Below are 22,721 nucleotides of genomic sequence, written 5' to 3' on the forward strand. Positions count from 1 at the left end.
GCCGCGCTGGAGATGGCCTACACCGCCGCGCACCTGACGCTCGGTTCGCCCTGTGACGCCCAGCTGCGCCTCACCGACGTGGTGTGGCAGCGCCCCGTGGACCCGGCGGAGGCCGGCGGCGCCGTCACCCTGGCGATCGGCCTGGCCGCCGCCACCGACGACACGCTCGACTTCACCGTCGCCGAAGCCGGCGACGAGGAGCGGCGCTTCGTCCAGGGCAGCGCGTACCTGCGTACGCCCGAGCCCGCCCCGGTGCTCGATCTCGCCGCGCTGCGCGCCGACTGCACCCGGGCCGTGCCCGCCGACGAGGTGTACGACCGGTTCGCCGGGCTCGGCATCGCCTACGGCCCGCGGATGCGCGCGCTGCGGGAGCTGCGGGCCGGCACCGGGCAGGTCCTGGCCAGGACGGCGCCGACCGGGCCGGCGGGGCGCACCCCGTACACCCTGCACCCGGGCCTGCTCGACGCGGCACTCCAGGCGGCCGCCGGTCTGCCCCCGCTGCCCGGCGCGGCCGGCCTGCCAGGCGCAGCGCTGCCGTTCGCACTCGACGAACTCGCCGTGCACGCGCCGCTCGACCAGGCAGCATGGGTATGGGTGCGCCGACGCGAGGAGCAGGCCGGCCCCGACGGGCAGGTCCTCGACCTCGACCTCTGCGACGACGACGGCCGGGTCCGGGTGACCCTGCGCGGGCTGCGTCTGCGCGCCGCCGCCGTACCCGCCGTACCTGCCGCCGCGGCAGGACCCGCCCAGGGCACGCTGCTGCTGGCCCCGGTGTGGCAGGAGGCACCCGCACGGGAGCCCGAGCCGGCCGAGCGTGTCGTGATCCTGCCCCGGCGGTTTGCCGCGGTCCCGGTGCCCGGCGCGGGCCTCGTCCCGCTGGACGGCCGCATCGAGGCGTACGAGGACGACGCGGCGCTGGTGCTGCGGGAACTGAAGCGCCTGACCGCGGACGGCGCCCCGAAGCCGACCCGGTGCCAGCTCGTCGTGCCCGAGGACGAGCTCTGGGCCGCCGGGCTGGGCGGCCTGCTGCTCTCCGCCGCCCAGGAATACCCGGGTCTGGACGTCCAGACGGTTCAGGTGCCCGCCGACGCCGACGCCGCGACGGTGACCGCGCACCTCGACCGGGCGCTGCGGCTGCCGTCGGCGGCCCGGATCCGCGGCGGCCGGGTGGCCGGCTGGACGGAGCTGCCCGACCGGGAGGCGCCGGCCCCGTGGTGTGACGGCGGCGTCTATCTGGTCACCGGGGGCCGCGGCGGCATCGGGCGGCTGCTGGCCGCCGAGATCGTCCGACGGACGCCCGGTGCGAGCGTCGTCCTGGTCGGCCGCTCACCCGCGCACGAGCTGCCCGGCGAACTCGGCGACGCACGGGTGTCGTACCGGCAGGCCGACGTCGCCGACTCTGGGGCCGTACGCCGGCTGGTTGCCGGCGTGCTCGCCGAGCACGGTCGGCTCGACGGCGTCCTGCACGCCGCCGGGGTGTTGCGGGACGGCCTGCTGGCGCACAAGACGCCCGAGGACCTGGCCGCCGTCCTGGCGCCGAAGAGCGCCGGGGCCCGCAACCTCGACGAGGCGACCCGGGACCTTCCGCTGGACCTCTTCGTGCTGTTCTCCTCGGCCACGGGGTCCTTCGGCAACGTGGGCCAGGCCGACTACGCAGCCGCCAACGGCTTCCTCGACCGGTTCGCCGACCACCGGGCCGCCCTGGTCGCCCGCGGCGAGCGGCACGGCACCACCGTCTCGGTCGGCTGGCCGCTGTGGGCCGAGGGCGGCATGACCGTCGACGACGCGACGGTGGCGGCCCTGCGCGACATCGGCCTGGCCCCGCTGGCCACCGCCGACGCCATGCGCGCCCTGTACCGCGCACTGGCCTCGGGCCGCAGCCACCTGGTGGCGCTCACCGGCGAACTCGCCCGGTTGCGGGACCAGTTCGTCACCGCCTCCGTCGACCCGGCGGAGGTCACCCGGGTCCAGGCCGAGCTCGGCGCCCTGGTGTCACGGATCCTGCTCGTCGACGCGGCGGACCTCGACCCCGAGACGGAGCTGAACGACTACGGCTTCGAGCCGGTCACCCTGGCCGAGCTGGCCCGGCGGATCAACCTGGCCTTCGCACTGGACGTCGGCACCGCCGAGCTGCTGGAGCACACCACCCTGGGGCGGCTCGCCCACCACCTCTGCGACACGTATCCCCACCTCGTCGGCCGGTCCGGCGGAGCCAAGGAGATGAACGATGCCAGCGCCTGACGACGACCTGAGGGAGAAGGCGCGACAGTACGTCGCGGGCCGGCTCGCCACCGTGCTCAAGCTGGCTCCGGAACGCCTCGACGCCGCCGTCCCGCTCAGCGAATACGGCACCGACTCCGTCAAGGCCGTCGAGGTGACGCTGCTGCTGGAGCGGGACTTCGGACCGCTGCCGCGGACCCTGCTGTTCGAGTACCCGACGGTCGGCGAGCTGGCCGAGCACCTGCTGGGCACCGACCGCGCCCGGCTGACCGCCCTGGTCGACGGGGTGTCCGCAAACGCCCTCCGGCCGGTGGCGGACACCCCGGCCCGGCCTTCGGCGCCGGCCCGGCGGGTGTCGGCCGACGGCCGCATCAGCCTGACCGGACACCGTCTCGCACCCGCACCCGCACCCGCACCCGCACCCGCACCCGCGCCCGCGGCTCCGGCGGCGGCGCAGGACGCCCCGGGCGCCCCGGGCGACGGCCCGCTCGACGTCGCGATCATCGGCGTCGCCGGCCGCTACCCCGGCGCACGCGACCCCGAGGAGTTCTGGCAGAACCTGCGCGCAGGCCGGGACTGCGTCACCGAGGTCCCCGCGGACCGCTGGGACCACGACTCCTACTACGACCCGCGCAAGGGCGAGCCGGGCCGCACCTACAGCAAGTGGGGCGGATTCATCGACGGGGTCGACGAGTTCGACCCGCTGTTCTTCGCCATCTCGCCCCGCGAGGCCGAACTGCTCGACCCGCAGGAGCGGCTCTTCCTGCAGTGCGCCTACGAGACCGTCGAGGACGCCGGCTACACCCGGGCCACCCTGCCCCGCACGGTGGGCGTGTTCGTCGGGGTGATGTACGAGGAGTACCAGCTGCACGCCGCGCAGGACCAACTGCGCGGCCGGCGCTACGCGGTGGGCGGCAACGCCTCGTCCGTCGCCAACCGGGTCTCGTACACGCTCGACCTGCGCGGCCCCAGCGTCGCGCTGGACACCATGTGCTCGTCCTCGCTGACCGCGCTCCACCTGGCCTGCCGCGCGATCCGCGCCGGCGAGTGCGACGCCGCGCTGGTCGGCGGCGTCAACGTGACGATCCACCCGAACAAGTACCTGATGCTCGCCCAGGGCCGGTTCGGGTCCAGCACCGGACGCTGTGCCAGCTTCGGCGCGGGCGGCGACGGCTACGTGCCCGGCGAGGGCGTGGGAGCCGTCCTGCTCAGGCCGCTGGAGCAGGCCCTGGCCGCCGGCGACCGGATACTCGGCGTCATCAAGGGCACCGCCGTCAACCACGGCGGCCGGGCCACCGGCTACACGGTGCCCAACCCGCAGGCGCAGGCCGACGTCATCACCCGCGCACTGGCCCAGGCCGGCGCCGACCCGTCGACCATCGGCTACGTCGAGGCCCACGGCACCGGCACCGAACTCGGCGACCCGATCGAACTGGCGGGTCTCACACGGGCGTTCGGCGAGCGGACGGCCGGTGCGGGCCGGACCGCGCTCGGCTCGGTGAAGTCCAACATCGGGCATGCCGAGAGCGCCTCGGGCATCGCCGCGCTCACCAAGGTCCTGCTGCAGTTCCGGCATGGCGAACTGGTGCCGTCGCTGCACTCGGCCGAGCTGAACCCGCACATCGACTTCGACGCCACGCCGTTCCGGGTGCAGCGCGAGCTCGCCCCGTGGCCGGCCGGCGGACAGCCGCGCCGGGCCGGTATCTCCTCCTTCGGCGCCGGCGGGGCCAACGCGCACGTGGTCGTCGAGGACCACCCGGCTCCGCCGCGCAGCGGCCCGCCGCGCCCGGAGCCCGCCCTGATCGTGCTCTCCGCCCGGGACCGTGACGGGCTCGCCGAGCAGGCCCGGCGGCTGCTCACCGCGCTCGGCCGGTACGCCGACGCCGACCTCGCCGACATCGCGTACACCTTGCAGACGGGCCGGGAGGCCCTGGAGGAGCGGCTCGGTTTCGTCGCGCACTCCCTCGACGAGGTGCGCGAGCGGCTGACCGGACACCTGCGCGGCCAGGAGCGCCCCGCCGACGGCACCGACGCCGGGCCACTTCACCGGTGGCTCGCCGGAGACCGTGTCGACTGGGCCGCCCTGCACCCCGCGGCCCGGCGGCGAGTGGCGCTGCCGACCTACCCCTTCGCCCGGGAACGACACTGGGCACCCGACCCGATCGACACACCGCTCACGCTTACGGCCCCGGGCACGCTTACCGCACCGGGCACGCCTGCGGTACAGGGCACAGCCACGGCATCAGGCACGCCCACAGCACTGCGATCGGCCACGGCACCGCACACGCCCGCGGCACCGAGCACAGCCACGCCACCGCGCACGCCCCCGCCCAGTCCGCTCGGACTCCGACACGAGTCCGGCGTGAAGGGTCTGCGGTTCGCCACGACGCTCACCGGTGCGGAGTACTTCCTCGCCGACCACCTGGTCGGCGGCGACCGCGTGCTGCCGGCCGCCGTCCAGCTCGAACTCCTCCGTGCCGCAGTGGAGCAGGCCGCGGGGCCGGGGGAGCGGGTGATCCGGCTGACGGACGTGGCCTGGCCGCGTCCGGTCACCGCCGGTTCGGCACCTGTGGAGCTGGCCGTGGCGCTCACGCCGCGCGCCGGCGAGGCGATCGGTCTGCGGGTCACCGCCGACGGATCGGTGGTCTCGCTCGGTACCGCCCATGTGAGCGCCGCGCCCGCCGCCCGCCCCGTCCTCGACCTCGACGCGCTGCGCGCCGCCTGCGACCGCCGCGTCCCGGCCGACCGCTGCTACGAGCTGTACGCCTCTGCGGGCATCGTGTACGGGCCGTCGATGCGCGCCGTCGAGGAACTGGCCGTCGGCGACGGGCAGGTGCTCGCCCGCCTGCGGGCACCCGGCGGCACCGAGGCGCCCGGCGGTCTGCACCCGGCGATCCTGGACGGCTCCCTGCACGCCGCCATCGGTCTCGCCGACGGCGGCGCCGACCGCGCACCTGTGCCCTTCGCGGTCGCCGAGGTGGAGATCCTCGCCCCGACACCGGTCTCGGCCCACGCCCACATCCGCACCGGCGCCGCCCGCCCCGGCACTGTGGACATCGACGTCTGTGACGACGACGGCCGGGTCTGTCTCCGGCTGCGCGGCCTCGCGACGGGCGTTTCGGAAACCGCCCGCACCACCCCGACCGACCAGCACCTGCTGCGCCCCGTCTGGGAGGAGCACACCCCCGCTGCGGCCGAAGGGCCGGAGCCCGCGACCGTGCTGGTCGTCGGCGGGACGCAGGAGCAACATCAGCTGCTGCGCGCCGCGCACCCGCGGGCCGACGTGCGCGTCCAGGACCTGGCCGACGTACGGGCCGAGCCGGGCGTCGACCACGTCTACTGGATCGCTCCTCTCGACGCCGTCGACGGCACCGAGACCGTCGTGCACTGCTTCCGCCTGGTGAAGGCGTTCCTGCAGGCGGGCTACGGGGACGCCCCGCTCGGCTGGACCGTGATCACCCGTCAGACCCAGAAGGTCGCCGGGCCCGAGACCGTGCACCCCGCGGCGGCGGGTGTGCACGGACTGACCGGCTCGCTCGCCAAGGAGCACCCGCGCTGGCGGGTGCGGCTGGTGGACCTCGCGCTGGGGGAGCCGTGGCCGGTGGACGCGCTGCGGACCCTGCCCGCGGACCCGCACGGCGCCACCCTCGCCTTCCGCGGAGGCCGTTGGTATCGGCAGGAGCTCCGCCCGCTCACGCTGCCCGCGCCGACCCGGCCGCCGTACCGGCGCGGCGGGGTCTACGTGGTCGTCGGAGGCGCCGGTGGCATCGGCGAGGCCTGGACCGAGCACCTGGTGAGCCGGTACGCCGCGCAGGTCGTGTGGATCGGCCGGCGGCCGCTGGACACGGCCATCGAGGAGCGCCTGGACCGGCTCGGCCGCCTCGGCCCCCGGCCCCTGTACATGTCCGCGGACGCCGCCGACACCGCCGCGACGGACCGGGTCCGCCGCGACGTCGTGGCCCGGTTCGGCCGGGTGGACGGGGTCGTCGTGTCGGCGATCGTGCTGCGCGACCGGCTGCTGTTCTCGATGACCGAGGCAGACCTGCGGGCCGTGCTGTCCGCCAAGATCGCGGTCACCGAGGCCGTGTCGACCGCGTTCGCCGCCCAGCACCTCGACTTCCTGCTGTTCTTCTCCTCCCTGGTCGCCCACGCCCGTCCGCCGGGCCAGGGAAACTACGCCGCCGGCAGCACCTTCGAGGACGCCTACGCCGGCCGGCTCCGCCAGCAGCGCGACTGGCCGGTCAAGGTCGTCGACTGGGGCTACTGGGGCAGCGTGGGCGTGGTCGCCGACGACGCCCACCGCGCCCGCATGGCGAGCGTCGGGCAGGGCTCCATCGAGCCTGAGGAGGCGATGGAGGTGCTGGAGCGCCTCCTGGCCGGGCCGGAGGACCACATCGGGTTCATGAAGACCGCCACCGCCCCGGCCCCGGCGGCGCAGACCCCGGCCGCCGCACCGACCCCGGTGACGCAGACCCCGGCCGCCGCCCCCGGTACCACGCTGCGCCCCGCCGCCCCCGGTACCACGCTGCGCCCCGCCGCCGTCGCCCACCTCAAGCGGCTGGTCGGCGCCACGGTCAAGCTCGCGCCGGAACGGATCGATCCCGCCCGTTCGCTGCGCGACTACGGCCTGGACTCGGTGATGTCCGTCGAACTCGCCGAGCAGCTGCGCACCGTCGTCGAGGACATCGGCAGCACCTTCTTCTTCGAGCACACCAGCGTCGACGAGGTCGTCGACCACCTGCTGCGGACCCGCCCCAAGGGGCTGGCCCAACTGGTGGGCGAGCCCGCGCCGGGCACGGCCGCTGCAGCCCCCGGGACGGCCCGGCCGCAGGCACCGGACCCTGTCCCGGCCTTCGCGCAGCGGCCCGTGGCGGGCCCGGGTGGCGGGACCCCCGACGTCGGAGACATCGCGGTGATCGGCCTCTCCGGCCGCTACCCCGGGGCCGCCGACGTCGACGCGTTCTGGGAGAACCTGCTCGCCGGCCGCGCGGACATCGGGGAGATCCCCGCCGAGCGCTGGGACTGGCGCAGGTACTACGACCCGGCCCGGGGCACCCGTGGGCGCATGTACAGCCGCTGGGGCGGATTCCTCGCCGACGCGGACGCCTTCGACGCGGGCTTCTTCGGTATCTCGCCGGTCGAGGCCCGGCACATCGACCCGCAGGAGCGCGTGTTCCTGGAGGCGGTGCACGCCGCCATCGAGGACGCGGGCCACACCACGGCCACCCTGAGCCCGGACCGCCGGGTCGGTGTGTTCGTCGGCGCGATGAACGGCAACTACCCGAGCGGCGTGCGGTTCTGGTCGATCGCCAACCGGGTTTCGTTCCTGTTCGACCTGCGCGGCCCGAGCCTGGCCGTGGACAGCGCCTGCTCCTCCTCGCTGACCGCGATCCACCTCGCGCTGGAGAGCCTGCGCTCCGGCACCAGCGACTGCGCCGTCGCCGGCGGCGTCAACCTGATCGTCCACCCCGACCACTACGTCCGCCTCAGCGAGATGACCATGCTCTCCCCGGGCGAGCGCAGCGGCCCGTTCGGGGCGGGCGCGGACGGCTTCGTCGACGGCGAGGGCGTGGGCGTCGTCGTACTCAAACCGCTGGCCGCCGCCCTCGCCGACGGCGACCACATCCACGGCGTGATCAAGGGAACCTCCGTCAACGCCAACGGGCGCACCGGCGGTTACACCGTGCCCGGACCGGCCGGCCAGGGCACGGCCGTCGCCGACGCGCTGCGCCGGGCCGGTGTGCCGGCGCGCTCGGTCTCCTACGTCGAGGCCCACGGGACGGGCACCGCGCTCGGCGACCCGATCGAGATCACCGGCCTGACCCGGGCGTTCCGGCACGACACCGCGGACACCGGCTTCTGCGCGATCGGCTCGGTGAAGTCGAACATCGGCCACACCGAGAGCGCGTCCGGGATCGCCGGGCTGACCAAGGTGCTGCTGCAACTGCGGCACCGCACGCTCGTGCCGTCCCTCAACGCCGAGACCGCGAACCCGCACATCGACTTCGCCGCGACGCCGTTCACGGTGCAGCGGACGGCAACTGCCTGGGAGCGGCCGGTGATCGAAGTCGACGGCCATCGGGTCGGCCATCCGCTGCGCGCCGGCGTCTCGTCCTTCGGCGCGGGCGGCGCGAACGCGCACCTGATCGTCGAGGAGGCGCCCGAGCCGGCGTCGGCCGCCGGCGCGCCCGGCCCCCAGCTCGTCGTGCTGTCCGCGCGGGACGAGACCGCGCTGCGCGAACGCGCCCGGCGGCTGCTTGCCTTCGTCACCGCGGGCCACTGCCCGCCGGACCGCTTCGCGGACCTGGCCCACACCCTGCAGACCGGACGGGAGGCGATGTCCGAGCGGCTGGCGTTCCGCGCAGCCGGACTCGACGAACTGAGCGAGCAGCTGACCTCCTTCGTCAACGGCCGGACCGGCCGGTGGCTGCGCGGCCGCGTCGACCCGCACCGCGAACGGCCGGCCGACGTACCGGCCGCCGAACAGCGCGGCTGGTCCCCCGAGCGCCTCCTGCAGGCGTGGGCGCAGGGCGTGCGGATCGACTGGACCGCGCTGCGCGGCGGGCCGCCACCCCGCCGGATGAGCCTGCCGACGTACCCGTTCGCCCGCGACCGGTACTGGATCGCCGCCGGCGCGGACAGTCGGCCGCACCCCCTGCTCGACCGCAGCGTCTCGACGCTGTGGGGGCCGCTGTACGAGTCGGCGTGGACCGGAGCGGAGTTCTTCCTCGCCGACCATCTGGTGCGCGGGGCGCGGGTGCTCCCCGCCGCCGCCCACCTCGAACTGGTCCGCGCCGCCGTCGCGCACGCCGCCGGAACGCCCGAGGCCGGGGTCGGCCTGCTCGACGTGGTCTTCGTCCGGCCGCTCGTCGCGGCCGGACGCCCGGAGCCGGTACAGGTGGCCCTCACCCCGGACGCGGGCCGGGGCACCGTCTCCTTCGAGGTGCGCTCCGCCGACACGACCCCGGTCGTCTACTGCACCGGCCGGGCACGGCTGGACACCGGGCCCGAGCCGGTGCTCGACCTGGCGGCGCTCCGCGCGCGGTGCGCGCAGGGGCCGGCCGCCGGGGCGGACTTGCGGGAGGTCTTCGCCGCCGCCGACATCGTCTACGGCCCCGGCCTGCAGGCCCTGGACCAGGTGTGGACCGGGACGGGCGAGGTCCTGGCGCGGCTGCGACTGCCCGCGCACCTGAGGGCCGGCCGAGCCGGCTTCCTCGCCCACCCGGCCATGGTCGACGCGGCGCTCCAGGCGATCGCCTCCCTCGGCGCTCCCGACGGCGAACCGGGCGGCGTCGGGCTGCCGTTCGCCGTCGACCGGGCCGAGCTGCTGCGGCCGGTTCCGGCCGATGCCTGGGCGCACGTGCGGCCGCACCCGGGTACGGCCGCCTCGGTCGACATCGACATCTGCGACGAGCAGGGGCGGATCTGCGTACGACTGCATCGCCTGACACTTCGTCAACTCCCGGCGCCCGTACCGGCGGAGCAGGCCACCCCCGACCTGGACGCGCTGGCCGCGGACCTGCTGTGGGAACAACTGCGCGCCACGGGCCGGTTCGCCGGCCGGCACGCCGACCCGGACGGGCAAAAGTGGGCCGAGCGTCTGCCGCGGCACCTGCGCCGCTGGCTCGCCCAGAGCCTGCGGATCCTCGCCGACCGGGGCCGGCTGACCCGCGACGGCGACCGGTACGCCGTCCCCGCCGGACAGGACGACGGACCGTCCGCCTGGTCCGCCTGGAACGCGGCGAAGCACGCCTGGGGCGACCGGCCCGCGGTCGCCGCGCAGGTCGAGCTGGTCGAGACCGCCCTGCGCGGGCTGCCGGACCTGCTCGCCGGCCGGCGCCTGGCCCACGAGATCCTCTTCCCGGACTCCTCGATGGACCTGCTGCAGGCCCTCTACCAGGGCAACGAGGAGGCCAACAGCGCGCTCGCCGACGCACTGACCGGCCACGTCGAGCAGCGGCTCGCGGCCGATCCGGGGACGCGGCTGCGGATCCTCGAGGTCGGCGCGGGAACCGGCGGCACCAGCGCGGTGCTGTTCGAGCGGCTGCGCCCGTACAAGAACGCGGTGGAGGAGTACCGCTACACCGATCTCTCGGCCAGCTTCCTGCGGCACGCCCGGCAGCAGTTCGGCCCGGTGGCGCCGTACCTGGAGTGCCAGGTGCTCGACATCGAGCGGGCGCCGGGCGAGCAGGGCGTCGAGACCGGGACGTACGACGTGGTGGTCGCCACCAACGTGCTGCACGCCACCCGGCGGATCGCCGGCACGCTCGGGCACGTCCGCCAGCTGCTGCGGCCGGGCGGCGTGCTGCTGCTCAACGAGCTGACCCGCAACCGTCTGTGGCTCCACCTCACCTTCGGGCTCCTGGAAGGCTGGTGGGTGAGCGAGGACCCGGAACTGCGGGTGCAGGGCAGCCCGGTCCTCACCCCGCAGAGCTGGCGCGACGCGCTGAGCGCCACCGGCTTCGCCGCCGTCCGCTTCCCGTTCGGCATGACCGCCGACGTGGACCAGCACACCGTGGTGGCGACAGCCGACCACACGGCCGCCGCCCCGGCCCTGCGGCAGGCCCCCGCGACGGTTCCCGCCGCCGCGGCCGTCGCCCCGGTGCCGGTACCCGCGCGCGCGGCGGGAGCGCTGGTCGAGGAGCTGGCGGGGTCGCTGGCGGAGGTGCTGGAGATGCCCTCGGGCTCCGTCGACCCGGACCGGCCGTTCGCCGAGCTGGGCCTGGACTCGATCTTCGCGGTGCAGTGGGCCAAGCTCGTCGAGGAGCGCCTCGGCGTGGAGTTGACCGCCGCCCGCGTGTACGACTACCCGACCGTCCGCCTGCTGGCCGGCTACCTGGAAGAGGAGCTGGTGCCGCCCGCGCCCCCGGCGGCGCAGGAGGACCTGTCCCTGGACGAGGTCCTGCGCCGGGTCGGGGAAGGGACGTTGGACATCGACACCGCTGAGCGGTTGCTGAGCCGGCTGACCGGAGCGGGCCGATGAGCCGACGAGGAGAGAACCGTGCCGGAACAGCGGAGCATCATATGACGACCAATCGGGACATCCTGGCCGCCCTGCGGTCGGGCGAACTGAGCGTCGAGGCGGCGCGCAGCGCGCTGTCCCCGGCCGACGAGGCCGGCACGGGGACCGCCGTCGGTGCTGCCACGGGTGCCGCTCGACCCGTCGCCCCGCTGAGCGAGCCCGCCGCCCCGGACGGCACCGTGGACCGGCCCGCCCGGCGCGGCGGCCGGCCGGAGCCGATCGCCGTCGTCGGCATGGCCGGCCGCTACCCCGGCGCGGCCGACCTGGACAGCTACTGGGCCAATCTGCGCGAGGGCCGGGACAGCGTGCGCGACGTACCGGCCTCGCGCTGGGACGCCGACCGGAACTACGACCCGACCCCCGGCTCCGGCGGCACCTACACCAAGGCGCTCGGCGCGCTCGACGACATCGAGTCCTTCGACCCGCTCTTCTTCGGGATCTCCCCGGCCGAGGCCGAGGGCATGGACCCGCAGCACCGCCTCTTCCTCCAGGAGGGCTACCGGGCCTTCGAGGACGCCGGCTACAGCCGCGAGACGCTCAGCGGCACCCGGTGCGGCGTCTACCTCGGCCTGATGGGCAACGAGTACAGCCTGCTGCTGCAGCGCCACCGGGTGCCGACGGTGGGCATCGTGGGCAACAGCGCGGCCGTCGCGGCGGCCCGGCTGGCCTACCTGCTGAACCTCAAGGGCCCCGCCATCCCGGTCGACACCGCGTGCTCCTCGTCCCTGGTCGCCGCCCATCTGGCCGGCCAGGCGCTGGCCGCCGGCGAGATCGACATGGCACTGGTCGGCGGGGTCAGCCTGTACCTCATCGAGGAGACCTACGCCGGGATGTGCTCGGCCGGGATGCTCTCCCGGTCCGGCCGCAGCCGGGCGTTCGACGACGGCGCCGACGGCTTCGTCCCCGGCGAGGGCGTCGGCGCGCTGGTGCTCAAGCGGCTCTCCGACGCCGAGCGGGACGGCGACCGCATCCACGGGCTGATCGTGGCCTCCGGCATCAACCAGGACGGCGCGACCAACGGCATCACCGCGCCCAGCGTGCGCAGCCAGATCGAGCTGGAGCGGGCGCTCTACCGCCGGGCCGGCATCGACCCCCGCACGATCGACTACGTGGAGGCGCACGGCACCGGCACCAAGCTCGGCGATCCGATCGAGCTGGAGGCGCTGGCCACCGTCTTCAGAGAAGGGACCGCCGACACCGGATTCTGCGCGATCGGCTCGGTCAAGACCAACATCGGGCACACCTCGGCCGCGGCCGGCGTGGCGAGCCTGACCAAGGTCCTGCTGGGGATGCGGCACGGCGAGCTGGTGCCCTCCCTGCACTTCGAACGGCCCAACGAGCACTTCGACTTCGCGCGCTCGCCGTTCCGCGTCGTCACCGGCAACGAGCCGTGGCGGGCCGCCGAGGGCCGCCCGCGCCGGGCAGCCGTCAGCTCCTTCGGTATCAGCGGCACCAACGCGCACCTGGTCGTCGAGGAATACCTGCCCGGTGCCCGACGGCCGGTCGGCGAGCGGCCGTCCGGCACCGGGCAGCCCGCGCTGGTCGTGCTGTCGGCGCGCAACCGCGAACGGCTGACCGCCTACGCCCGCGACCTGCTCGACTGGGTCCGCCAACGGCCGCAGACCGACCTCGGCGACCTGGCGTACACGCTGCAGGTCGGCCGTAGTGCGATGGCCAGCAGGCTCGCGATCGTCGCCGACTCCACGCAGCGGCTGGCCGAGCGGCTGGAGGGATTCCTGGCGGGGGCGGCGACCCCCGGCGTCCACACCGCCGACGTCAGGGCCGGGGCGGGCGAACTCGGCATCCTGGACGCGGACGAGGACGCCCGCGAGCTGATCGCGACCTGGGGCCGCAAGGGCAAGCTCGACCGGCTGGCACAGGTCTGGGCCGCCGGTGCGGGCGTCGACTGGCGGTTGCTGCACCGCGCGACACCCGCGCGCCGGGCCGACGCCCCGACCTACCCCTTCGACCGGGTGCGTTGCTGGTTCACCGCCTCTGCCCCCGAGCCGGCCGCCGCCCGCGCGGACGGCCACCTGCTGCGCGGGCGCAACGCGTCCACCCTCTGGGCACAGCGGTTCGAGGCCGAGTTCACCGGCGAGGAGTTCTTCCTCGCCGACCACCGGGTCCAGGGCGAGCCGACCCTGCCGGCGGTGGCCACCGTGGAGCTGGCCCAGGCCGCCGCGCTGGAGTCGGTCGTGGGCCGGGTCGCCTACGACGAACACGCCGTCCACCTCAGCCGGCTGGTGTGGCTGCGGCCGGTACAGGCGGGCGGCGGTCCGGTCCGGGTGCGGATCGAGCTGACCCCCCGTGAGGACCAGCGCCTCGACGTCACCTTGTGCGACCCCGACGATCCGGACCTCGTCTACGGCCAGGGCGTCGCCCGGGTGCGCGAGCACGGCGGCGAGGACGCCCCCCGGCTCGACCTCGACGCCCTGCGCGCCGCCTGCGACCCAGCCGCCCTGCCCGGTGCGCACTGCTATGCGGCGTACGACGCGCTCGGCATCGTCTACGGCCCGGCCATGCGCGGCCTGTCCACCCTGTGGGTCGGCGACGGCGTCGCGCTCGCCCGGCTCGACCTGCCCGCGGGCGGCTCCGCCACGCCGTACACCGCCCACCCCGGCCTGCTCGACGCCGCCCTGCAGGCCTGCATCGGCATCGCCGACGACGGCGGCCGCGGCGGCGCCGCCCTGCCGTTCTCGGTGGAGGAGGTCGAGATCCTCGGCCCGCTGCCGGAGCAGGCCTGGGCGGCCGTGCGCCGCCGCGACGGCGGGACCCGGCTGCGCAGCTTCGACATCGACGTGTGCGACGCCGACGGTACGGTTCGCGTCCGGCTGCGCGGGCTGAGCCTGCGCGCCGCGGCGCAGCCCGCCGCCGCGGCCCCGGTGGACGTGCAGGTCCTCGCCCCGGCCTGGACGGCCGGCGCGGCCGAGCCGGGCGCGGCCGAGCCGGAGACCACGCTGGTCTTCAGCGCGCTGGACCCGGCGGCCACCGCCGGGCTCGGCGGCGAGGTGGTGGCCCTTGCAGGCGACCAGGGGAGCCTCGACGAGCGGTTCCGCGCCGCCGGCGAGCGGATGCTGACGCACGTGCGGCAACTGCTCGACGAGCGGCCCTCGGGGCGGAGCCTGGTCCAACTGGTGGTGCCGAGCGGAGAGCCGGGCCTGCTCGGCGGGCTCGGCGGACTGCTGCGTACGGTCCGGCTCGAACACCCCGCGGTCCGCGTCCAGGTGATCGAGACCGACCGGGACACCGACGATCTGACGGACCGGCTCGCCGCCGACGCCCGCACCTGCGACGAGCAGCTGCGCTACCGGGCCGGCCGCCGGGAGGTCATGGACTGGCAGCCGGTGCCCGCCCAAGGCCCGGCCGCCGCCCCGTGGACGGACGGCGTCTACCTCGTCACCGGGGGAGCGGGCGGGCTCGGCGCGCTGCTCGCCGCGGAGATCGGCGCCCAGGCGCCCGGCGCCCGGATCGTCCTGGTCGGACGGTCCGCTCCGGCGGCGGCCGAGGACGTCCTTCGCCCGCTGCGCGAGGCCGGCGTGAGCGTGGAGTACCGCTCCGCCGACGTCGGCGACGCGGCCGCCGTACACCGCCTGGTGGACGAGGTGCTCGCCGCGCACGGCCGGCTCGACGGCGTGATCCACGCAGCCGGCGTCCACCGGGACGCCCTGGTCCGGGCCAAGACCGCCGAGCAACTCGCCGAGGTCTTCGGCGCCAAGGTGTCCGGCGCGGTCAACCTGGACGAGGCCACCAGCGGCCTGCCGCTCGACCACTTTGTGCTGTTCTCCTCGCTCGCCGCCGTCGCCGGCAACATCGGCCAGGCGGACTACGCGGCGGCCAACGGGTTCCTCGACCTGTTCGCCGCCCACCGCGCGCGGCTGGCCGCCGAGGGGCTGCGGCAGGGCCGCACGGTGTCGGTGGACTGGCCGCTGTGGGCCGAGGGCGGCATGCGGCTCGACGAGCAGATGCTGGAGGCGCTCAACCGGCGGATGGGCCTGCGGCCGCTGCCCACCGAGGCCGGTATGACCGCCCTCTACCGGGCCCTGGCCTCGGGTGAGCCGCAGGTGCTGGTCGTGGCCAAGGACGCGGTGCGGGCGACGGAGCCGGCGCGGGCCCAGGCCCCGGCGGCGGTGGCCGACGCGCCTGAGGCGGCCACCACCGCGGCGGCCCCCGAGCGGAGCGCGGCCGGCCTGCGCACGCGCACCCTCACCGACCTCACCCGCATGGTGTCCGAGCTGCTCAAGGTCGACCTCGACGAGATCGACAGCGACGTCCCGCTCAACGACTACGGCTTCGACTCGATCATCTTCACCACCTTCGCGGCCCGCGTGAACAACGCGCTCGGGCTCGACCTGACCCCGCCGGTCTTCTTCGAGTACCCGACCCTCGACCGGCTGACGGACCATCTGGTCGACAACCACGCGCCCGCCCTGGCGGCCGCCTATCCGGCCCCGGCCGCCCCCGCCCCCGCTTCGGCGGCTGCGGCTGCGGCACCTGAGCCGGGGCCGGCCCGGCCGGCCGGCCTGCTCCCGAAGCAGCGGGTCCACCGCCCCGAGCCGGTCCCGGCGCACGGCACCGCCGCGCCCGGCGGACCGGAGCCGGTGGCGATCATCGGGATGAGCTGCGAGTTCCCGAAGGCCCGCAACACGGACGAGTTCTGGGACAACCTGGTTCAGGGCCGGGACTGCATCACCGAGATCCCGCTGGAGCGCTGGGACTGGCGGGCGCAGCTCGACGCCGACCCGACCGCCGCCGGGGCGCGCTGGGCGGGCACCATCGACGGCGTCGCCGCCTTCGACCCGCTGTTCTTCGGCATCTCCCCGCGCGAGGCGGAGCTGATGGACCCGCAGCAGCGCCTGCTGATGACACACGTCTGGCAGGTGCTGGAGGAGGCCGGCCACTCGGCCCGCGCGCTGGCCGGTTCGGACCTCGGCCTCTTCGTCGGGACCGTCAGCACCTACGGGCAGCTCATCGCGCAGGCCGGCCGGGCGGCCGAGGGCTACTCCTCGGCGGGCCTCGCCGCCTCGATGGGGCCCAACCGGATGAGCTACTTCCTGGACGTCCACGGGCCGAGCGAGCCGGTGGAGACCACCTGCTCCAGCGCGTTGGTCGCGCTGCACCGCGCCGTCACCGCGCTCTCCCTCGGCCACTGCTCGATGGCGGTCGCCGGCGGCATCAACACCCTCACCGATCCCGGCATGCACGTCGGCTTCGCCAAAGAGGGCATGCTCAGCCCGGACGGCCGCTGCAAGACCTTCGCCGCCTCCGCCAACGGGTACGTGCGCGGCGAGGGCGTCGGCATGCTGCTGCTCAAGCGGCTGCGCGACGCCGAGCGCGACGGCGACCACATCTACGGGGTGGTCCGGGCCACCGCCGAGAACCACGGCGGCCGCGCCCAGGCGCTCACCGCACCCAACCCCAACGCCCAGAGCGAGCTGCTGGTCTCCGCCTACCGACAGGCCGGCGTCGACCCCCGGTCGGTCGGGTACATCGAGGCGCACGGCACCGGCACCGCACTCGGCGACCCGATCGAGATCAACGCGCTCAAGACGGCCTTCGGCCGGCTCTACGACGGTGTCGGCGCGCCGCCCGCCGAGGGGCCGCACATCGGGCTGGCCTCGGTGAAGAGCAACATCGGCCACCTGGAGTTCGCGGCCGGCGTCGCCGGAGTCATCAAGGTCCTCCTGCAACTGAGGCACCGCACGCTCGTCCGCGGCCTGCACGCCGAGGAGGTCAACCCCTACATCCAGCTCGACGGCAGCCCGTTCCGCCTGATCCGCGAGAACGAGGAGTGGCCGGCACCGCGGGACGGGCAGGGGCGGCCGCTGCCGCGCCTGGCCGGGGTCAGCTCCTTCGGCATCGGCGGCGTCAACGCCCATGTGGTGATCGAGGAGTACGTCCCGAGCGGACCGGCCGCCGTTGGCGCCGTTGCCGCCGATCCGTCCGGGGCACCGCAGGCGGTCGTCCTGTCGGCGAAGACCGCCGAGCAGCTCACCGCCCGGGCCCGCGACCTGCTGGCGTACCTCGACCACACCGAGGGCGTCGACCTGGCCGACCTCGCCCACACCCTGCAGACCGGCCGCGACGCGATGGAGCACCGGCTCGCGTTCGAGGTCCGTGACCTCGCCGAGCTGACCGCCCTGCTGCGCGGCCGGCTCGAGGGCACCGCGGACGGTCCCCGTGTCCACAGCGCGCGGACCCGGCCGCACCGGGCGCAGATCGCCCGGTTCACCGCCGAGGAGGGACACCGCGAGCGCGTCACCGAGTGGCTCCGGCAGCGGCGCTACGACCACCTGCTGGACCTGTGGACCAAGGGCCTTGCGGTGGACTGGACGCCCGCGCACGAGGGTGCGCGCCGCCGCAGGCTGAGCCTGCCCACCTACCCCTTCGACCGGGACCGCTACTGGGTCACCCCGGCCGAACCGGTCGCCGCGGCACAGCCGGTGACCACACCCGCACCGCCGGCGGCGCACGCAACCCGGGACCAGGCGGCGCACGCGTCGCGCGACCAGCGCAGGCCGCCCGCCGACCAGGGACGCCCCGTCCTGCTGAGGACCGTCTGGGAGCCGATGCCGGCGCCCGACGGCCGTGCGGAGAGCGACGGCCGGGCCGTCGTGATCGGCGGATCGCCGCGCCAACGCGAGGAGTTGCGGGCGCTGCACGGCGACCTGACCGCCCTCACGGCCGGGCCTGCCGACACCGTCGACGACCTGGCGGCGCTGCTGCGCACCCACGGCCCCGTCGACCGCCTCTACTGGTACCTGCCCGACGTGCCCGCCGACACACCGCTCGACGACGGCGTCATCGCCGCCCAGGACAGAGGCGTGCTGACCGGGCTGCGCCTCGTCCAGGCGCTGCTCGCCACCGGCCACGGCGGCCGGGCACTCACCTGGACGGCCGTCACCACGGGCGCCCTCAAAGTGGGCGCCGGAGATCCGGTCAGCCCCGCCCATGCGGGCGTCCACGGTCTCCTCGGTGTGCTGTCCAAGGAGCAACCCGCCTGGCGCGTAAGGCTGGTGGACGTCGCGGCGGACTCCCGGCCGCCGGCACGGCAGCTGCTCGCGCTGCCGGCCGACCCGAACGGCGCCAGCGTCGCCCACCGCGGCGACGGCTGGTTCCGGCCGGTGCTCCTGCCGGTCACCGGGCTGCCCGAGAGCCCGCGGGCGTACCGCGACGGCGGGGTCTACCTCGTCGTCGGCGGTGCCGGCGGCATCGGCGAGGTGTGGACGGAGTACCTGCTGCGCACCTACGGCGCCCGGGTGGTCTGGGTGGGCCGGCGCGAGCCGGACGCCGCCATAAAGGCCAAGCTGGACCGGCTCGGCGGCATCGGGCACCGGCCGGAGTATCTGCGCGCCGACGCCTGCGAGCTTGCGGACCTGCGCGAGGTGCGGGCCGAAGTCCTGCGCCGGCACGGCCGGTTGGACGGGGTGGTGCACGCCGCCGGGGTGAGCCGGGACCTGACCCTGGCGCGGGTCACTGAGGAGCGGCTGCGCGCCACGCTGGCCGCCAAGGTCGCGGTGAGCGTGCGGATCGGGCAGGTCTTCGGCGAGGACGATCTGGACTTCCTGCTGTACTTCTCGTCCTTCGCCACCACCGTGCGGCTGGCCGGGGACGGCGGGTACAGCGCGGGCAGCGTCTTCGAGGACGCCTGCGCGCAGTGGCTCGCCCCTCGCGCCAAGGCCCCCGTGAAGGTGGTCGACTGGGGCTACTGGGGAGCAGTCGGCCTGGGCGACAACGAGAGCACCCGCGCGGTCATGGCGAGGATGGGGCAGAGCCCGATCGGCGCACCGGAGGCCATGGACGCCCTGGAGCGTCTGCTCGCCGGGCCGCTGGACCACGTGACGCTGCTGAAGACCACCTTCGACTGGCCGATGGGCGACACCGTCGCCGTCCAACCGGCCGCCGGAGCCGTCCCGTTGCTCGGGCGGCTGGCCGAATCCCTCCGATCCGGGGCCCGTTCCCCCAGCTCGGGGCGGGGACACCTGAACCGGATCCTGCGTGACCTGGTCTCGGCCATCCTCGACGTCGAACAGGGGGTCATCGACGGCGACACCGACCTCGGCGAATGGGGATTCGACCAGGTCGCGTTCACACAGCTCGCGGACAGACTCGGGAAGGACCACGGGATCACCGTGACCCCGGCCCTCTTCGGCGAAGCCACCACCCTCAGTCAGATCGCGAACCGTCTGCCGGAGGCGGTGCCCCGGCCATGACGGACCCCCACAGCGCCCCAGACGGGGACGCCGGCCGACGGCGTCCCGACCCATCCCTGCGGAAAACCGAGTTGAAGGATCACATGACGCCCAACGGCCCCCACAGCGTCGGTAACGTTGCGTTGCCCGCGATCACCGAGACCGACCTGGCCGGCCTGCCCACCGGACAGCTGCTCGCCCACTCGATGACACTGGTCATCCGTCAGATCGCGATGGCCCCGGTGAGCGAGATGCAGGAGGTCGTGCGCGGTCTCGACGACGTCCGGTCCGCCCTGTTCGGATACTGGGTGCTTCACTACCATGGCTCGAACGCGCTCACCGGCTTCGGCGAGGAGATGCCGCACCGCGTCGTGGACGCGGACTTCTTCGCGCTGCTGAACCAGAGCCTGGAACGGCTCGGCGACGGCGACCTGCTCGCCCTGGTCCGTGACTGGCAGGCCGAACTCGGCCGCGCCACCGCCCTGTTGGAGCAGGAGGAGCGCGCGCGGGGGAAGGTGGCGCAAGGCTGGGACTGGGAGCGGACGGCCCGTCTGCTCGCGCTCCTCGACAAGGAGACCATGCGCGCGCTGGACGCGCGCTACCGAGCGGGCCAACCCGCCTCGCTCGACAGATTGTCGGGCTACATCCGGGAACACGCCGAGGCCGTGTTCACCGTCGTCAAGTGACCCATCGAACCGGTGCGACGGCCGGGAGCGTGCGTGTGCCCAGCCGCCGCTCACCGGGGCCGTCGGCTCAAGGAGAGCATGTGGAGGCAGTAGTGCAAGGCGATTTTGCGGTGGAAGTGGAAGACCTGGTCAAGACCTATCCCAAGGCGGAGGGGAACGCCGTCGACGGGGTCTCCTTCACCATCGGGCGAGGTGAGATATTCGGCCTGCTCGGGCCCAACGGCGCGGGCAAGACGACCATCGTCGGTGTGCTCACCACGGCCGTGCGGCCCTCCTCGGGGGCCGTCCGCATCGCCGGTGTCGACATCGCCGACTCGCTGCGGGTCAAGCCGCGCATCGCGGTGATGCCGCAGATCAACAATCTGGACCGCAGCCTGAAGGCCCGTGAGGTGCTGACCTACCACGCGGCCTACCACGGGGTGCCGAAGGCCGAGCGCGAGGCGCGTGCCGACCGGGTGCTCAGCGAACTGGGGCTGGCCGAGCGGGCGCAGGAGAAGGTGCCGCGCTACTCCGGCGGTATGGCCCAGCGTCTGATGCTGGCCCGGGCCCTGATGCACGACCCGCAGGTGCTCTTCCTCGACGAGCCCACCAACAACCTCGACCCGCAGTCGCGGCACTTCCTGTGGGAGCGCATCCGCGAGCTCAACGAGCGCGGCGTGACGATCGTGCTCACCACCCACGACATGCGCGAGGCGGAGCAGCTCTGCGACCGCGTCGCGGTGGTCGACCACGGCAAGGTCCTGGTCCTGGATACCCCGGACGAGCTGAAGAAGATCATCCCGGGGGGCGGCCTGCTGGAGCTGCACGCGGCCCTGTCCGACGGCTTTGCCGTCCCCGCCGTCGACGCGGCGGAAGGCGCCGAGGACGGTGCCCTGGCCGAGGGGCCCGCCGCCGAGCTGCTGCGCAGGCTCCGCTCGCTCGGCGCCAAGCAGGTCGAGGCGCTCGCGGCGGACGGTGACGGGGAGTCGGGCATCGCCCGGTTCCGGCTGTTCTCCGACGATGCCGGCGCGCTCGTCCCCGCCGTCATCCAGGCGGTCGCCGAGGAGGGTGCCCAGGTCCGCGATCTGCGGCTGTCGTCCCCGAGCCTCGAAGACGTCTTCATCCACCTGACCGGAAGGAACCTCCGCCCGTGACCGCCGCCGTCGCCACGACGAACCGCCCGCCCCAGGCGGGCACCACGAAGCTCGCGATGACCGCGTTCTGGGCCATCCTGCGCCGGGACATTCTGGTCACGGCGCGCGGCTTCGTCGCGTTCCTCATCCAGGCCTTCATGCAACCGCTGCTGTATCTCTACGTCTTCGGCGTCGTGCTGCCCAAGATCGGTATCGCGATACCGGGTTACGGCGGCCTGCTGCTGCCGGGCATCGTCACGCTGACGGTGTTCCTCGCCGCCGTGCAGGGCATCATGCTCCCGCTCGCGCTCGACCTCGGCTTCACCCGGGAGATCGACGACCGGCTGCTCGCCCCGACCTCGATCGGCGCGATCGTCCTGGAGAAGATCATCTTTGCCACGCTGCGCGGGCTGATCAGTGCGGCGATCCTCTTCCCGCTCGCGTACTGGATCCTCGGCGACGAGTACCTGGTGCAGTCCGGATCGATCCCGCTGATGATCGGCATCATCGTCCTCACCGCGATCCTCGGTTCCGCGGTGGGTCTGGTCATCGGCACCGTCGTGCCGTCGGAACACATCGCCCTGGCCTTCGCCGCGGTGTTCACGCCGATGCTCTTCACCGGGTGCCTGCAGTACCCCTGGGCCTCGCTGGACGACCTGTCGGTCTTCCGGGTCGTCACGCTGTTCAACCCGCTGACCTACTCGGCGGAGGGGATGCGCTACGCGATGGTGCCGCTCAGCGACAGCGGCGCCCACACGCCTTCACTCGCCATCGGGTGGGTGCTGGTCGGCCTGATCGGCTTTGCCGGGCTCTTTTTCTCACTCGGTCTGCGCAGCTTCAAGAGCCGCGCGATCCACTGACGCGAACAGAGCCTCTCGACAACTGGCAGATATTCAGGGAGACAGAACAATGGCACGGATCGTGTATTTCACCATCCAGGCGGACGACGTCCTGCGGGCCGTCGACTTCTACCAGAAGGTGTTCGGCTGGCACATCGAGAAGTGGGGCGGTGAGTGGGGTGGCAGTGATGAGTTCTATCTCATCGAGACCGGTACCGAGGACGAGCCCGGCCTGCCCGGCACCCTGATGAAGCGTCACGCCAAGGTGGACAGCCAGCTGCTCAACGGCTTCATGTGCGGCATCGAGTCAAGCGCCATCGACGACGACATGGCCGCGGTGGTCGCCAACGGCGGCTCGCTGGTCTCGCCCAAGGTCACTATCCCCGGCGTGGGTTGGGTGGCCTACTGCTGCGACACCGAGGGCAACTTCCTCGAGCTCAGGCAGATGGACCCCGAGGCCGCCTGACAGGCTGTGACGGCCGTGGCTCCCGGGAGGCCTGTGGCCCCCGGTGGCCCGGTCGGCCCTGCCTTCCGCATATATCCGCGGGCGATTGGTATCCGGCGCGACACGCCCGAAATGGGCGTGGATCCCCCGCTGCGATTTGTATATGCTGGCGCACGGGTCGTTCAACGACCGATCAACGGGGGTTCTT

At 74.2% G+C, this 22,721-nt stretch carries 7 protein-coding genes (1 of these 7 running past the window's edge); all 7 read left to right on the forward strand.

Features of this window, described 5'->3' with window-relative positions:
* A protein-coding gene (locus OG289_RS48635; protein WP_327320411.1) for an SDR family NAD(P)-dependent oxidoreductase crosses the window boundary here: on the forward strand, positions 1-2,241 show its final stretch. Its footprint begins 16,557 nt before the window's first position; only the last 2,241 of its 18,798 coding nucleotides appear in the window; the start codon falls outside the window, past its left edge; the stop codon is at positions 2,239-2,241.
* Entirely contained in the window at positions 2,228-11,203 is an 8,976-nt protein-coding gene (locus OG289_RS48640; protein ID WP_327320412.1) for an SDR family NAD(P)-dependent oxidoreductase, read from the forward strand. The genes OG289_RS48635 and OG289_RS48640 overlap by 14 nt, the downstream gene beginning before the upstream one ends.
* 41 nt (positions 11,204-11,244) lie before the next feature.
* The gene (locus OG289_RS48645; RefSeq protein WP_327320413.1) at positions 11,245-19,452 is read left to right on the forward strand and encodes an SDR family NAD(P)-dependent oxidoreductase; all 8,208 of its coding nucleotides are present in this window, start codon (positions 11,245-11,247) and stop codon (positions 19,450-19,452) included.
* Between the two features lie 83 nt (positions 19,453-19,535).
* Positions 19,536-20,117, forward strand: a complete 582-nt coding sequence (locus OG289_RS48650) for a hypothetical protein (RefSeq protein ID WP_327320415.1) — start codon at positions 19,536-19,538, stop codon at positions 20,115-20,117.
* Between the two features lie 110 nt (positions 20,118-20,227).
* Positions 20,228-21,250: an ABC transporter ATP-binding protein gene (locus OG289_RS48655; RefSeq protein WP_327320416.1), complete on the forward strand. Its 1,023-nt coding sequence runs from the start codon at positions 20,228-20,230 to the stop codon at positions 21,248-21,250.
* The gene (locus OG289_RS48660) at positions 21,247-22,089 is read left to right on the forward strand and encodes an ABC transporter permease (RefSeq protein ID WP_327320417.1); all 843 of its coding nucleotides are present in this window, start codon (positions 21,247-21,249) and stop codon (positions 22,087-22,089) included. The genes OG289_RS48655 and OG289_RS48660 overlap by 4 nt, the downstream gene beginning before the upstream one ends.
* A gap of 49 nt (positions 22,090-22,138) precedes the next feature.
* A complete protein-coding gene (locus tag OG289_RS48665; RefSeq protein WP_327320418.1) occupies positions 22,139-22,534 on the forward strand; it encodes a VOC family protein in 396 nt (131 codons plus the stop codon).
* The last annotated feature ends 187 nt before the right edge of the window (positions 22,535-22,721 follow it).

This window comes from Streptomyces sp. NBC_01235, assembly GCF_035989285.1.
GTDB lineage: Bacteria > Actinomycetota > Actinomycetes > Streptomycetales > Streptomycetaceae > Streptomyces.